Here is a 13,879-nt window from a genome sequence, read left to right as displayed (position 1 = left end):
AGCGCCCCTGCCGTCGCCGGACCGGTGGTCGTGGACGATCTGGGGAGAACTGTGAAGGAGGCTTCGGCCACTCCCCCGGGAGCGCTCCCATGAGATTGCCGGGGCGCTACCAGGGTGTCAATAGACCGTTGGGAGCGTTCCCAGATCGTTACCGCCCTGTTTCAGGCCGACGCCGGACGTGCCGGACGTCGACCCGAGCGGCCGGGCGGGGTCAGCAGAAGCGGCGCAGCAGCGTCGTGGCGACGGCCGGATCGAAGAACGTCGGGTCGAAGCCGTCACCGACCCAGCTCCGCAGCTCGGGCCGCTCCGGATGGGTCGGATCGGCCAGGGCCGCGAGCAGCGCCTGGTAGCCCGGCGACCCACCGATGCCCTCCGGAGGGCAGGCCCGCTGACCGTCCAGGCAGACCGGGTACCGCTCGTCGTGGTCGGCGGTCAGCGCGTCCTCGACGACCAGGTCGTGCTCCCACCAGTCACCGAAGTCGTACGTGTAGGAGAACCTGCTGCCCTTGCCGAGCACCGCGTCCAGCCGGACGTCCAGCTCGTCGTGCAGCGCGAGGCCCCCGTCCGGGTCCGGCTCGCCGTACGCCACCGCGTCGATCTCGAACGAGTGCAGGTGGCAGTCCCGCCAGCCCATCGCGTGCTGAGCGACCCGGTGCAGGCGGTCCAGCGTGTAGCCGGCCGGGACGAGCACCCGCCGCCACACCTGCGGACGGACACCGGCGAGGGACATCTTCAACTGGAAGATCTGACGCGGCATGCTGTCCCGTCCTCCCGCGGCTTAGGCTGCGAGCATGATCTGCCGAGCGTGCCGGGCCCGGCGGCACGACGACTGCCCGGGCCGGAACTGGTGCGACTGCCAGCACCGTACCGCCGAACCGACCCCTCCGGTCACCGGTCCGGCCGGCGAATGACGGTCGGAATCCCGATCCGGCGGCTCTGGCCCGAGCCCTCCACCGAGCCGCTCGACGACGCCACGCTCACCGCTCTCTTCCGCCGCGGCGACCGGCCCCGGCTGCGGGTCAACTTCGTCGCCAGCCTGGACGGCGCGGTAAGCGTGGACGGCTACTCCGCCGGCCTGTCGGGCGAGCCGGACAAGCGGGTCTTCGGCCTGCTGCGGATGCTCTGCGACGCGCTGGTGGTGGCCGCCGGCACCCTGCGCCACGAGGGGTACCGCGCGGTCCGGCTCGACGAGGGCCGGCGCGCCTGGCGTCGGGCGAACGGGTTGGCCGCGTACCCCACGCTTGTGGTCGTCTCCGGCTCCCTCGACCTGGACCCGGCGCAGGCGGCCTTCGCCGACGCGCCGGTCCGGCCGATCGTGCTCACCCGCGCCGACGCGGACCCGCCACCCGGCCTGACCGACGTCGCCGACCTGCTGCGCTACGGGACCGACCGGGTCGACCTCGCCGCCGGCCTCGCTGAGCTGCACCGGCGCGGGCTGACCCAGCTGCTCTGCGAGGGCGGCCCGCACCTGCTCGGCGCGCTCACCGCCGCCGACCTGGTGGACGAGCTGTGCCTCACCGTCGCACCGCTGCTCGCCGGCCCCGGCCCTGGCCGGATCACCGCCGGCGACGCCAGCGCGCCCCGGCACCTGCCGCTGCGACACGTGCTCGCCGCCGACGACGGCGTCCTGCTGCTCCGCCACGCCCGCGGCTGAGGGCTCAGTCGACGAGCACCGCCCCGGGCGCCCACGGGATCCGGTAGCGCCGACCGTCCTCGGTACTCGCCCAGACCTGCACCTCGTCGTAGGGCTCGTCGGCGACCACCTCGACCACCGCGCCCCGCGGCGCCGCGCCGACCGGATGCGGCACGCCGTTGGCGACGACCTCGACGGTACGGCCCTGCGGTGCCTGGACCAGGACGTAGAGCCGTCCGCCGGAGCGCCGCGCCACGGCGACGCCCAGCCCGCCGCCGGTGGACCGGATGGCCGCGCAGACCACGTCGCCGTCGACACAGGCCAGGTCGTACGAGAGGTAGTCGAGCAACCGGCGCGGTTCGCCCCCGTCCGCGACGGTCAGGACCTCGACCGCCTGCTCTCCCGCGGCCCGTGGTTCGCGCCGGATCAGCACGAGCGTCTCCGTACCGACCCGGCCGACCGCCACGACCTGCGCCTGCGTCACCTGTCGACCGTCGGAACCGACGATTCCGGCCGGGACGTCGGCGGCCGCGCTCGGCCCGGTGCCGCCGCCCTCGCTACCGGCAGGGCCCAGCTGCGGGAGCAGCAGTGCTCCGGCGGCGACCACCACGACCGCCGTGCCGCCCCACAGCAGCAGACGCCGACGGCGACGCGCCTGACTTCTCGCGATGACCCGTTGGGCGAGACCGGGCGGCAGTTCCACGGTTGCGACAACATGGTCGAGCAGGCCGGCCACCTCGTGGTCACGCATGGTTCTCCTCAGCAACGTCGACGTCGAGTGGGGGAACACCGGCCGCCTCCAGTCGAGCCCGCAGGCGGTGCAGACCACGGGAAGCCTGGCTCTTCACCGAGCCCACCGAACATTCCAGTTCCGCGGCCGCCTCCGCCTCGGAGAAGCCGAGCCAGTACCGGACCACCACCACTGCCCGCATCCGCGGCGGCAGTTCCCGCAGCGCCGTCAGCAGCAGCTCGCGGTCGTCGACCCGGGTCATCTCATCCTGCTGCGGCACGCTGTCCGGGACGCCGGCGACCCGACGTCGGTTCCACGGTGAGCGCCACCGGCTGACGAGCCGGTTGGTCATCGCGCGACGCAGGTATGCCTCCGGCTGCCGCTGCCGGACCGTGTGCCACCGTGGGTATGCCTGCTCCAGCACCTCCTGCAGCAGGTCCTCGGCGTCCGCCCGCTGCCCGGTGATCAGGACGGCGAAGCGGAGCAGCCGCGGGCCGCTCGTCGCGACGAACGCGCCGAAGTCGTCACTCATCCGTGCTCCATGCCTAGGTAACGCGACCCGCGCCTCGGGGGTTGAGTCCCTGCCGTGCGCGGTTCGGGCCGACACGACTCCCGCCCACCTCGTGCGCTCGGCCGAGCACCCAGCGTCATGAGTGTGACGGCGCATGGTGTCGTCCGCCGCGTCGCGTGGCGACCTGTCGTACTCCTCGGGCAGGATGCAGGGCATGCGCCCCGACCATGCCGCCCGACCGACCCGATTCGCCCGATGACCGACGCCGACATCGACAGCCCTGGCGAGGCGGTCGGGCGGGTGCTGGGCACCGCCGACGCCACCCCGTTGCAGTTCTGGACGGCCGTGGCGCCCGGCAGTTACCTCCAGCTCGACGACGTGGTGGTCACCCGCCGCGAGCTGCCCGACCGGGAGCCGGTGACGATCGCCGGGGTGGTCACCCAGGTCCGGGCTCGGCACGAGGGCGCCCAGTTCGACTCCGACGTCTTCGCCATCGCCGACGGCACGCTGCCCGCGCAGGTGCAGGAGGCGGCCGAGGTCACCACCACCCGGGTCGATCCGGAGCTGTACGTGCCGCCGACCCCGGGGGCGGTCGTGCACCGGGCCGAGGGCGACGCCCGGGCCCGCGCGCTGCACTTCGACCGGATGGAGCGGCGCATCCCGATGGGCATGGGTCGCGACGGGGTGCCGGTCTACCTGAACGCCGACTTCCTCGACGGCAGCCGGGGCGCCCACGTCTCCATCTCCGGCATCTCCGGGGTGGCCACCAAGACGAGCTTCGCCACCTTCCTGCTCTACTCGGTCTTCCGCTCCGGCGTCCTGGGCGGCGACGCGGTGAACGCCAAGGCGCTGATCTTCAACGTCAAGGGCGAGGACCTGCTGTTCCTCGACCACCCCAACCTGCGCCTCGACGAGCCGACCCGAGCGGCGTACGCGAAGCTGGGCCTGAGCGCCGGCGCCTTCCCCGACGTGCGGGTGTACGCCCCGCCGCGGGTCGGCGACGCCGCCGGCACACCGGACGTGAGCAGCCGACTCACCGGCGTGGACGCCTTCTACTGGACGCTCAGCGAGTTCTGCGCCGACCGTTTGCTGCCGTACGTCTTCGCCGACGCGGACGACGAGCGCCAGCAGTACACGATGGTCGTGCACTCGGTCACCGCGCACCTGGCCCGCCACGCCCAGCCCGCCGACGGCGGGGTCAGCATCGACGGGGTCCGGCTGGGTTCCTACGGCGACCTCGTCGACCACATCGTCGACGCGCTCAACGACGACGAGACCCGCTCCGACTGGGCGGGCAGCGCGGTCGGCCTGGGCACCGTCAACGCGTTCGCCCGCCGGCTGATCGGCAGCAAGAAGGATCTGGCCCGGCTGATCCGTGGCGACCTGGCGACCCGTCGCCCACACTCGATCAACACGAGCGAGTCGGCCCAGGTCACCGTGGTCGACCTGCACAACCTTCCGGACCGGGCCCAGCGGTTCGTGGTAGGTGTGACGCTCAAGAGCGAGTTCGAGCGCAAGGAGAAGTCCGGCACGGCCAAGCCGTTGCTGTTCGTCGTCCTCGACGAGCTCAACAAGTACGCCCCCCGCGAGGGCTCCTCCCCCATCAAGGAGGTGCTGCTCGACATCGCCGAGCGCGGGCGGTCGCTCGGGGTCATCCTGATCGGCGCCCAGCAGACGGCGAGCGAGGTGGAGCGGCGCATCGTCACCAACTCGGCGATCCGGGTGGTCGGCCGGCTCGACCCGGCCGAGGCGTCCCGCCCGGAGTACGGTTTCCTCCCGCCCGCCCAGCGGCAGCGGGCGCTGCTCGCCAAGCCGGGCACCATGTTCGTCAACCAGCCGGACATCCCGGTGCCGCTCTGCCTGGAGTTCCCGTTCCCGGCGTGGGCCACCCGGGTCTCCGAGGCGGGCCGCGCCCCCTCGGAGACGCTGCGCTCGATCACCCAGTCCGCCGACCCGTTCGCCGTGGTGGGCTCCGGCGGCGGCACCGACGACGACATCCCGTTCTAGGTAGGGGCCGGTGCAACTGTGAAGATCCTGCACACCTCCGACTGGCACGTGGGCAAGGTGCTCAAGGGGCAGTCCCGGGCCGAGGAGCACAAGGCCGTGCTGGCGGGGGTGATCGACATCGCCCGTGCCGAACAGCCCGATCTGGTGATCGTCGCCGGTGACCTCTACGACACGGCCGCGCCGACCTCGGAGGCGACCCGGCTGGTCACCCGGGCGTTGACCGCGCTGCGTCGCACCGGCGCGGACGTGGTCGCGATCGGCGGCAACCACGACAACGGCCCGGCGCTGGACGCGCTGCGGCCGTGGGCCGAGGCCGCCGGCATCACGCTGCGCGGTGGCGTCCGGGAAAATCCGGCCGAGCACGTGATCGACGGCACCACGGCCGGCGGGGAACGGTGGCAGCTGGCCGCGCTGCCGTTCCTGTCCCAGCGGTACGCGATCCGCGCGCTGGAGATGTACGAGCTGACCGCCGCGGAGGCCAACCAGACGTACGCCGATCACCTGGGCCGGGTGTTGGGCCGCCTCACCGAGGGCTTCGCCGAGCCGGACCGGGTGCACCTGGTCACCGCGCACCTGACGGTGACCGGCGCGGCGGCCGGCGGCGGCGAGCGGGACGCACACACGGTGCTCGGCTACGCGGTGCCGGCCACGGTCTTCCCGGCGAACGCGCACTACGTGGCGCTGGGCCACCTGCACCGGGCGCAGCAGGTCGCCGGCCCGTGCCCGGTGCGCTACAGCGGCAGCCCGCTCGCCGTCGACTTCGGCGAACAGGAGAACGTGCCCTCGGTGACCGTGGTGGAGGTGACCGCCAGCACTGCCGCCCGGGTGCGGGAGGTGCCGGTGACCGCCGCGAGCGCGCTGCGGACGGTTCGCGGCACCCTGGCCCAGCTCGCCGAGATCGAGGCGCCGGACGCCTGGCTGCGGGTGTTCGTCCGGGAGCAGCCCCGCGCCGGCCTGCGCGAGGAGATCCAGGAGCTGCTCCCCCGGGCGCTGGAGATCCGGATCGACCCGGAGCTGCTCGCCTCGCCGGGCAGCGGCGCGCGCATCGCGCAGCGGTCGGGGCGTTCGCCCCGGGAGCTGTTCGCCGACTACCTGGACAGCCGGGGCCACGCCGACGAGGGCGTGCGGGAACTCTTCGACGAGCTCTTCGAGGAGGTCGAGCACTGATGCGGCCGATGCGGTTGGACATGGCCGGTTTCACGGTCTTCCGGGACGAGACGACTGTCGACTTCACCGATGCCGACTTCTTCGCGCTGATCGGCCCCACCGGCTCGGGCAAGTCCACAGTGTTGGACGCCATCTGCTTCGCCCTCTACGGCACGGTGCCCCGCTGGGGTGGCGCCCGAGGGCTGGCCAACGCGCTGGCGCCGTCGGCGACCGAGGCCCGGGTCCGGCTGGTCTTCGAGTCCGGCGGCGCCCGGTACGTGGCGACCCGGGTGGTGCGCCGCGACGGCCGGGGCAACGTGAAGACAGCGAACGCCGGGTTGCAGGTGATGCCGGCCGGCTTCGACGTGACCAAGCTCGACACCGGGTTGAGCCCGGACGACCTCGGCGAGGTGATCGCCGGGACGCCCGCCGAGATGGAGCAGGCGGTGCTGGAGGCGGTCGGCCTGCCGTACGAGCAGTTCACCAGCTGCGTGGTGCTGCCGCAGGGGCAGTTCGCCGATTTCCTGCACGCCAAGCCGGCGACCCGGCAGCAGATCCTGGTCAACCTGCTCGGCCTCGGTGTCTACGAGGACGTGCAGAAGCGGGCGACGGCGCGCGCCGCGCAGGCGGAGGCCCGACTGGACGCGGTCGACCAGGTGCTCGCCGGTCTGACCGGGGTGGACGACGAGGCGCTGGCCGAGGCCGACGCCCGGGTGGGCCGGATGGTCGAGCTGGCCGATGCGGTGACCGGGGCCGTACCGGAGCTGGCGGCAGCCCGGACCCGCGCGCGGGAGGCGGCGGCGGCGCTGACAGCCCTCGACGACGAGCTGAGCGTGCTGTCCGGGGTGCGTGCCCCGCGCGGGGTGGCCGAGGTGGCCCGCGCGGTCACGGCGGCGCGGGCCGAGGCCGACGCCGCGGCCGCGACGGTGTCGCTTGCCGAGGAGCGGGAGGAGAAGCTGCGCGGTGAGCTGGCCGGCGCCGGTGACGAGAGCGCGCTGCGGTTGCAGCTGCGGGCGTACGACGATCGGGATCGACTGACCGGCGAGGCCGACACGGTCCGCGCGGCCGTGCGCGCGGCGGACGAGGAGCACGCCACGGCGGTGGCGGCGCTGGCGGCGGCCCGGGCGGATGCCGAGCGGGCCGACGCCGAGTTGGAGGCGGCCTTCCGGGCGCACGAGGAGGCGAAGGCCACCGACCTGGCGGTCAGCCTGCGGGTGCACCTGCACCCCGGCGCGCCGTGCCCGGTCTGCGAGCACCCGGTGGCCGAGGTGCCGGCGGTCCCCGCGGACTCGGCGGTGGCCGCTGCGACGGCGGCCGGCAAGGCGGCGCGCGCCGCCACCAAGGCGGCGCAGGCGGCGGTGCAGCAGCGCGACGCCGCGGCGCGCGACCTGGAGCGGCTGCTGGTGCAGGCCCGCGCCCGGCAGGAGCAGGTGGACGCCCGGCTGGCCGAGCTGGGCGAGCAGCTCGCGGGCACGGCCGAGCCTGCGGTGCTGCGCCGGGAGTTGGCCGAGCACGCCCGGCTGCGACGTGCCCTGGAGGAGGCGGCGACCGCCGTGCGGGCCGGCCGGGACAGCGCCCGCCAGGCCCGCGCGGGTGTGGACGCGGCGGAGGAGCGGTTGCGGGCGGCCTGGCGAGGCTTCGACACCGCGCGCGACGGGCTCGCGCGGTTCGGTCCGCCGGCGGCCGACCGGGACGACGTGGCGGCCTCGTGGACGGCACTCACCGACTGGGCGACCGCCGAGGCCCAGCGTCGCCGCGCCGACCGGGAGGGCCGGGCCACAGTGGTTGCCGAGGCGGAGGCGGCGGCCGAGGAGGTGCGGCGGCGGATCGCCGACATCTTCGCCGCCGCGGACGTGCCGGTCGGCGACGACCCGGTGCACGCCGCGACGGTGGCGGTGGAGCGGGCCGAAGCCGACCTCCGCCGGCTGGCCGAGCGCCGCGAGCAGGCCGGCACGTTGCGCGAACAGCGGGCCGGGCACGAGCGTGAGGCGCAGGTGGCGCGGGCCCTGGCCGGGCACCTGCGGGCCAACAACTTCGAGCGGTGGCTGCTGGCCGAGGCGTTGGACCTGCTTGTCGACGGCGCGTCGGGCATCCTGCGGGAGCTGTCCTCGGGCCAGTACGAGCTGGTGCACGACAAGGGCGAGTTCTTCGTGGTCGACCACCACGACGCCGGGCTGCGCAGGGGTGTACGCACCCTCTCCGGTGGTGAGACGTTCCAGGCGTCGCTGGCGTTGGCGCTGGCGCTCTCCGAGCAGCTGGCCGGCATGTCGACGACCGCGGCGAGTCTGGAGTCGATAGTCCTGGACGAGGGTTTCGGCACACTGGACGCGGCCACGTTGGACACGGTTGCCGCGACCCTGGAGAACCTGGCCGCCCGGGGTGACCGGATGGTCGGCGTGGTCACCCACGTCTCGGCGCTGGCCGAGCGGATTCCGGTCCGCTTCGAGGTGCGCAAGGATGCCCGCTCGGCGCGCGTCGAACGGACCGGCCGGTGAGCGACGCCGCGTTCTTCGTCGACTCGTGGGATCCGGCGTACGGGGCGTCGTTCGAGGCGTCCGCGTCGGGGCCGGCGGCGCCGAGCAGCGCGCAGGTCGACGCCGACGTGGAGCTGCCGGCCGTCGACTGGCGGGCGATCGGGGTACGCGCGGACGTGCGAGCCCCTGACGTGGTGTTGCTTGTCGACGGGGTTCGCCGGATCGACGCGAGCATCTGGACGGCCGAACCGGACGGCGTGTCGTTTCCCGGTGTGGCGGCCTCGTACGCGGCCGGGGTGGTCCGCTGCGACCTCGGTCGGGGTGCGGCCCAGTTGGCGGGTACGCGGGTGGGCCGGGGTCTGTTCACGGCGAGCCCGTCGGCGCAGGACGTGGTGGCGGGTTCGATCCGCTACCCGGTGCACCGGGTGGGCGGCACCGGCGAGTTGGCGAAGCTGCCGGCGGCCGTGCAGGGCCCGTTGACCGCGCTGGAGGTGGCGGTGTCCGACGCCGCCCGGGTGGACGGTGACCTGTTGGTGGTGGACGGCCCGTTGCGCAGTCGCCGCCAGTTGCCGCGCACGCTCGGCTACATCAAGACGCAGCACAGCCAGTATCTGGACGCCCGACTGACGGCTGTGGTGACCGGCCTGGCGTCCGGTGAGCGGTCACCGGTGTTCCGGCTCGGTACGGCCTGGGGCGGGTGGTCGTGGTATTTGCGGCTGCCCGTGGCGGTGGGTGCGCCGTGGGCGGGGATCGTCCGGGTGGAGTGCTCCGCCGACCTGCCCGTCGAGGCGGCGATCGATCTAGCCGACCTGTCGCTTGTCACGCTGCCCCGGTTCGCGTCAACCCCGTACAAGGATCCGCGGGCGCCGCAGAACCTCGTCCCGATCGCCGGGCTGGAGCGCCGCCTGCGGGCGCTGCTCGGCGATTCCCGTCTGCTGCACCGCGCGTTGAGCACCGCGGCGCGCGTCGGTCGCTGAGCGGGGACCTGTCGCGTTGGGACGCAAACGATCGGATGACCGCCTGGTCGAGCCTGTGGACACCGGGCTCGCCGAGCTGGTGCCGTCACCGGACCGGGCTGGTTCGTGGACGCTGCTGCTGGACGGGGCGCCGCAGTCGCACGTCGACCTGACCGACCCCACCCATCTGGAGTTCGAGTACGTCCGACGGCTGGCCGCCGCACTGGACCTGGTCGCGCCGTCCGGCGAGCCGCTGCGGGTGCTGCATCTCGGCGGTGGCGCACTGACCCTGCCCCGCTACGTCTCGGCCACCCGGCCCGGGTCCACCCAGCGGGTGTCCGAGGTGGACGGTGCTCTGGTCGAGTTGGTGCGCCGCGCGTTGCCGTGGCCGGCGGACGCCCGACTGCGGGTCCGCGTTCAGGACGCGCGGGCCGTGCTGGCCTCGACCCGGGACGCCAGTTACGACGTGGTGGTCGCCGACGTCTTCGCCGGCGCCCGCACCCCGGCTCATCTCACGTCGGTGGAGTACGCGGCCGAGGTGGCGAGGGTGCTCCGCCCGGCAGGCTGGTTGCTGGCGAACCTGGCCGACGGGCCGCCACTGCGGTACGCCCGCGGCCAGGTCGCCACGGTCCGCTCGGTGCTGCCCCAGGCGTGCCTGGTCGGCGACGCGGCGGTGCTGCGCGGCCGCCGGTACGGCAATCTGGTGCTGGTCGCCGGGCGGACGACGCCCCCGGTGCCCGCGTTGACCAGGCGGGCGGCCGGAGACTGGTTCCCCGGCCGGGTGGTGGCCGGCGACGAGCTGGACCGCTTCGTCGGTGGCGCGGCAGTGGTGCGCGACGCGGACGCCACCGGCTCGGATCCGCCGCCGCCGGGGCTGTTCTCGGTCCGCCGCTGACCGGTCCGTCGGAGTCCGCAGGCCGGCCTGTCCACACCCGCAGACCGGGCCGGCGAACTTTTTTCGCCGTTTGTTGATCCGCTCGGGGCGCCGCTGCGTACCACCGGGCGGCCCGCCTTGTGGCGGCGATGGTGACGGACATCCCGGAGGTCTGCATGCATGCGGTGGCGGCCGGTTGGCACGGCGACGCGGTTCGCGCAGACTGGTTGTCCGCGCGGTCGTCGTCGCGGCCGACGTCGACTGCCCGGGGGGTCGACGCCCGAGCCACGTCTCGCCAAAATGGTCCGGTGACGCCCCGACCGGCGCCCGGGCGCCACCAGGCGACGACAACCGAGGCGAACCACTCCGACCAGTTGATCCGGCAGCTCTATGCCGAGCACGCCGGCCCGTTGCTGATGTTCGTCATGCGGCTCACCGGCGGGGACCGGCAGCGCGCCGAGGACATCGTGCAGGAGACGCTGCTGCGGGCCTGGCGCAACGCGCACCGCCTCGGCGCGCAGGGGCAGGGTTCGCTGCGGCCGTGGCTGGTCACGGTGGCCCGTCGGATCGCCATCGACGAGCACCGCAGCCAGGAGGCCCGACCGCCGGAGACGTACGACCGGGATCTGACCGCCTTCGCCGAAGCGGACAGCACCGACCGGGTGCTGCGCACGATGACGGTGGCGGACGCGCTGCGTACGCTGAGTCAGTCGCACCGGGAGATCCTGATCGCGACGTACTTCCGGGGGCGGACGGTGCCGGAGGCTGCCGAGGAGTTGGGGCTTCCGCTGGGCACCGCCAAGTCGCGGGTCTACTACGCGCTGCGCGCGCTGCGCACGGCTCTGCAGGAGCGGGGGGTGACAGAATGAGCCGGCCAGAGCACATGGACGTCGCCGCGTACGCGCTCGGCGTGCTCGACGAGCAGGACACCGAGCGGTTCGAGGAGCACCTCGCCGCGTGCTGGGCGTGCGCGGCCGAGCTGGAGACGATGGTGCCGGTGGTCGGGCTGCTCTCCGGCATCGACGGCGAGACGATGATGGCGCTGGAGCAGACGGCCACCGATCCGGCACTGCTGGACCGGACGTTGGTAGCGGTCCGGGCCGACCGGCGGCGCACCCGGTTTCGTCAGTTGCTCGCGACCGCCGCGGCGGTGGTGGTCTTCGGCGGTCTGACGGGTTACGGCTTCGTGAGTGTGGCCGGTGAGGAGACGCCGGGGATTCTCGCGGATCCGACGACGAGCGCGGCGGCCAACGACCCGCCGACGAGTGCGCCGACCGCGCCGCCGAGCGGGCCGGGCGTCGGCGGCACCGAGGAGGAGGGCGACCAGGTCGACGCCACCGATCCGACGACAGGCGTGCAGACGACCATGTTCCTGGTCGAGCGGGAGTACGGCACCCGCATCAATTTCAGCCTGCGGAAATTGCCCGGCCCGCGAATCTGCCGGCTGGTGGTGGTACGCAAGAACGCCAGCACGGAGGTTGTTTCGTCGTGGTCGGTGCCCGCGGGCGGGTACGGCACGAACAGTCGTCCGCAGGGTCTTGAACTGAGTGCGTCGACGTCGGCATTGGCGAGTGACATCAAGCAGCTCCAGGTGCAGTCGATCGACGGTAACGGTGTGGCCAGTCCGCTGGTCACGGTGCCCCTGTAGGGCCGCGTACCATCATCGGCGCCGGCCATTTTCCAATGGCCGGCGCCGATCTTTCTGTGTCGTCGGAGGTACCGTGCGGAGCCGTACGGATGGCCGCGATGTTCGGTTCAATCCGGTCGAGTGAAATTGACCACTGTTGCTGCTTCAACCTTGACAGCCCGCCCGCCGTACCTATGGGTGAACTGCCAAGAATGAGGAGGGCACGTGGCACAGATGAAGCGGACCGTCATCGTCGCGAGCGCGATGGTCGCACTAACGGCCTGCGCTCCCGCGGGTTACGACGGGGCGAACTCGAGCGCGGCCGAGCCGGTCGCCGTCGCCGCGGCCGAACCCACCGCGTCGGCGGAGCCCGAGGCGTCGGCATCCGCGGAGGCGCCGGTCGCCGACGCGCCGCCGCCCGCGGACGTCGACCTGACCGAGCAGTTGATCGGCAAGAAGATCGCCCGGATGGGCAACGTCGTGACCGACCAGGACGGCTGGGTCCTGTACCGCTTCGACAAGGACACCGCCGACCCGCCCGCGTCGAACTGCGTCGACAAGTGCGCGCAGGTGTGGCCGCCGGCGTTGACCGACGGCAACCCGCAGCTCAAGGGCCTCTCCGACGACAAGGTCGGCAGCGTCACCCGACAGGACGGCACCCGCCAGCTCACCATCGGCGGCTGGCCGGTGTACCGCTACATCGGCGACAAGAAGCCCGGCCAGTGGAAGGGTCAGGCCGTCGGCGGCACGTGGTTCGTGGTCGACCAGAACGGCAAGAAGAACCTCACCTGCCTGCCCACCTCCACGCCGAAGGCCGTCGCCCCGCCGGCGGACAGCGGGACGAGCGATTCCGGCGGTTCGGGCTACTCGTACTGATCCCGACAACGCCAGGGCACGGTGGCCGGTCGCAGCCGGAAAGGGCGCGGCCGGCCACCGTCGTACCCGGGGGCCTGCGGTGACCGTGGTCGCGCCCCGACCTGGCAGAGTGGCGGGGTGACCGACACCGAGCCCGCCGCGACCCGGGTGCTGCACCCGCCGGTCGGGTACCGGCTGGCCGCGTCGGTCCGCGCCCTGACCTTCAGCCCGTACGACCCGTGTGCGCGCATCGCCGCCGGCACCTTCTGGTGGGCGACCCGCACCCCGGACGGGCCGGCCACCCTCGCGCTGCGGCCCGCCGGCGGTGAGCTGCTCGCGGAGGGCTACGGGCCGGGCGCCGAGCACGTGGTGGCCCGCGCCGACGCGATCGCCGGGCTGCACGACGACCTGACCGGCTTCGCCGAACTGGCGGCGGCGCACCCGCTCGTCGCCCGGCTGGCTCGGGAGCACCGGGGCCTGCGGATGCCCACCACCGGGCAGGTCTTCCCCCGGCTGCTGCGCGCGGTCTTCGAGCAGAAGGTCACCGGCAAGGAGGCGTACCGGGCGTACGCGGCGACCGTGCGGCACTTCCGGGAGCCGGCGCCCGGCCCGCTGCAACCGCTGCTGCTGCCGCCCGAGGCCGCCGCGGTGGCCGCCACGCCGTACTGGGTGTTCCACCCGTTCGGCGTGGAGCAGCGCCGGGCCGACACACTGCGCCGCGCCGCCGCGCTCGCCGACCGGCTGGAGCGCTGCGTGGACGCCACCGAGGCCACCCGCCGGTTGACAGCCATCGCGGGCATCGGCCCGTGGACCGCCGCCGAGGTGGTCCGCATCGCCTACGGCGACCCGGACGCGGTGAGCATCGGCGACTACCACATCCCGAACACGGTGGCCTGGGCGCTCGCCGGCGAACCGAGGGGTGACGACGCGCGGATGCTGGCCCTGCTGGAGCCGTTCCGGGGGCATCGGGGTCGGGTCTGTCTGCTGCTGGCGGCGGCCGGCATCCAGGCGCCGAAGTACGGCCCGCGCGCAGCGATCCGCTCGTTCGCCCGGTTCTGAGGAACCG

The 13,879-nt window shown here is 73.6% G+C and carries 13 protein-coding genes; 10 read left to right on the top strand and 3 right to left on the bottom strand.

Translation table 11 applies throughout. The features are described 5' to 3' along the window. Nucleotides 1–211: 211 nt before the first annotated feature. Entirely contained in the window at nucleotides 212–757 is a 546-nt protein-coding gene (locus tag AB0K10_RS11590; RefSeq protein WP_363682388.1) for a plasmid pRiA4b ORF-3 family protein, read from the bottom strand. Between the two features lie 150 nt (nucleotides 758–907). Between AB0K10_RS11590 and AB0K10_RS11585 the strand changes: the two genes are divergently transcribed. Beyond that, nucleotides 908–1,654, top strand: a complete 747-nt coding sequence (locus tag AB0K10_RS11585) for a pyrimidine reductase family protein (RefSeq protein ID WP_363682386.1) — start codon at nucleotides 908–910, stop codon at nucleotides 1,652–1,654. A gap of 4 nt (nucleotides 1,655–1,658) precedes the next feature. Here AB0K10_RS11585 and AB0K10_RS11580 read toward each other — a convergent pair whose 3' ends face one another. Beyond that, complete coding sequence (locus AB0K10_RS11580; protein WP_363682384.1) at nucleotides 1,659–2,384, bottom strand: hypothetical protein; 726 nt, start codon at nucleotides 2,382–2,384, stop codon at nucleotides 1,659–1,661. Beyond that, nucleotides 2,377–2,895, bottom strand: coding sequence for a SigE family RNA polymerase sigma factor (locus AB0K10_RS11575; RefSeq protein ID WP_363682382.1), 519 nt, complete (start codon nucleotides 2,893–2,895; stop codon nucleotides 2,377–2,379). The genes AB0K10_RS11580 and AB0K10_RS11575 overlap by 8 nt, the downstream gene beginning before the upstream one ends. A 234-nt stretch (nucleotides 2,896–3,129) precedes the next feature. Between AB0K10_RS11575 and AB0K10_RS11570 the strand changes: the two genes are divergently transcribed. The 9 genes from AB0K10_RS11570 to AB0K10_RS11530 all read left to right on the top strand — a co-directional run bounded on the left by AB0K10_RS11570 (nucleotide 3,130) and on the right by AB0K10_RS11530 (nucleotide 13,872). After that, nucleotides 3,130–4,881, top strand: coding sequence for an ATP-binding protein (locus AB0K10_RS11570; protein WP_363682380.1), 1,752 nt, complete (start codon nucleotides 3,130–3,132; stop codon nucleotides 4,879–4,881). 18 nt (nucleotides 4,882–4,899) lie between these two features. Next, nucleotides 4,900–6,048 (top strand): exonuclease SbcCD subunit D, encoded by a 1,149-nt coding sequence (locus AB0K10_RS11565; RefSeq protein WP_363682378.1) that lies wholly within the window; start codon nucleotides 4,900–4,902, stop codon nucleotides 6,046–6,048. Beyond that, entirely contained in the window at nucleotides 6,048–8,522 is a 2,475-nt protein-coding gene (locus AB0K10_RS11560) for an SMC family ATPase (RefSeq protein WP_363682376.1), read from the top strand. Before AB0K10_RS11565 ends, AB0K10_RS11560 begins: the two co-directional genes overlap by 1 nt. Beyond that, on the top strand, nucleotides 8,519–9,478 hold the full coding sequence (locus AB0K10_RS11555; protein WP_363682374.1) for a hypothetical protein: 960 nt from the start codon (nucleotides 8,519–8,521) through the stop codon (nucleotides 9,476–9,478). Before AB0K10_RS11560 ends, AB0K10_RS11555 begins: the two co-directional genes overlap by 4 nt. Before the next feature lie 16 nt (nucleotides 9,479–9,494). Next, nucleotides 9,495–10,352: a fused MFS/spermidine synthase gene (locus AB0K10_RS11550; protein ID WP_363682372.1), complete on the top strand. Its 858-nt coding sequence runs from the start codon at nucleotides 9,495–9,497 to the stop codon at nucleotides 10,350–10,352. A gap of 155 nt (nucleotides 10,353–10,507) precedes the next feature. Then, complete coding sequence (locus AB0K10_RS11545; RefSeq protein WP_363682923.1) at nucleotides 10,508–11,200, top strand: sigma-70 family RNA polymerase sigma factor; 693 nt, start codon at nucleotides 10,508–10,510, stop codon at nucleotides 11,198–11,200. After that, nucleotides 11,197–11,979 (top strand): zf-HC2 domain-containing protein, encoded by a 783-nt coding sequence (locus tag AB0K10_RS11540; RefSeq protein ID WP_363682370.1) that lies wholly within the window; start codon nucleotides 11,197–11,199, stop codon nucleotides 11,977–11,979. Before AB0K10_RS11545 ends, AB0K10_RS11540 begins: the two co-directional genes overlap by 4 nt. 204 nt (nucleotides 11,980–12,183) lie before the next feature. After that, a complete protein-coding gene (locus AB0K10_RS11535; RefSeq protein WP_363682368.1) occupies nucleotides 12,184–12,834 on the top strand; it encodes a hypothetical protein in 651 nt (216 codons plus the stop codon). Nucleotides 12,835–12,951: 117 nt separating this feature from the next. Continuing rightward, on the top strand, nucleotides 12,952–13,872 hold the full coding sequence (locus AB0K10_RS11530; protein WP_363682366.1) for a DNA-3-methyladenine glycosylase 2 family protein: 921 nt from the start codon (nucleotides 12,952–12,954) through the stop codon (nucleotides 13,870–13,872). Nucleotides 13,873–13,879 lie beyond the last annotated feature (7 nt).

This window comes from Micromonospora sp. NPDC049274, from assembly GCF_040678875.1.
Lineage (GTDB): Bacteria > Actinomycetota > Actinomycetes > Mycobacteriales > Micromonosporaceae > Micromonospora.
Note: the sequence above shows the minus strand (reverse complement) of the source record. Positions and strands in the feature narration are given on the sequence as shown.

What these genes read in the sequence shown, in the direction of transcription:
- AB0K10_RS11590 (WP_363682388.1), bottom strand. Translation starts at nt 757, where the DNA reads ATGCCGCGTCAGATCTTCCAGTTGAAGATGTCCCTCGCCGGTGTCCGT.
- AB0K10_RS11585 (WP_363682386.1), top strand. Translation starts at nt 908, where the DNA reads ATGACGGTCGGAATCCCGATCCGGCGGCTCTGGCCCGAGCCCTCCACC.
- AB0K10_RS11580 (WP_363682384.1), bottom strand. Translation starts at nt 2,384, where the DNA reads ATGCGTGACCACGAGGTGGCCGGCCTGCTCGACCATGTTGTCGCAACC.
- AB0K10_RS11575 (WP_363682382.1), bottom strand. Translation starts at nt 2,895, where the DNA reads ATGAGTGACGACTTCGGCGCGTTCGTCGCGACGAGCGGCCCGCGGCTG.
- AB0K10_RS11570 (WP_363682380.1), top strand. Translation starts at nt 3,130, where the DNA reads ATGACCGACGCCGACATCGACAGCCCTGGCGAGGCGGTCGGGCGGGTG.
- AB0K10_RS11560 (WP_363682376.1), top strand. Translation starts at nt 6,048, where the DNA reads ATGCGGCCGATGCGGTTGGACATGGCCGGTTTCACGGTCTTCCGGGAC.
- AB0K10_RS11545 (WP_363682923.1), top strand. Translation starts at nt 10,508, where the DNA reads ATGCATGCGGTGGCGGCCGGTTGGCACGGCGACGCGGTTCGCGCAGAC.
- AB0K10_RS11540 (WP_363682370.1), top strand. Translation starts at nt 11,197, where the DNA reads ATGAGCCGGCCAGAGCACATGGACGTCGCCGCGTACGCGCTCGGCGTG.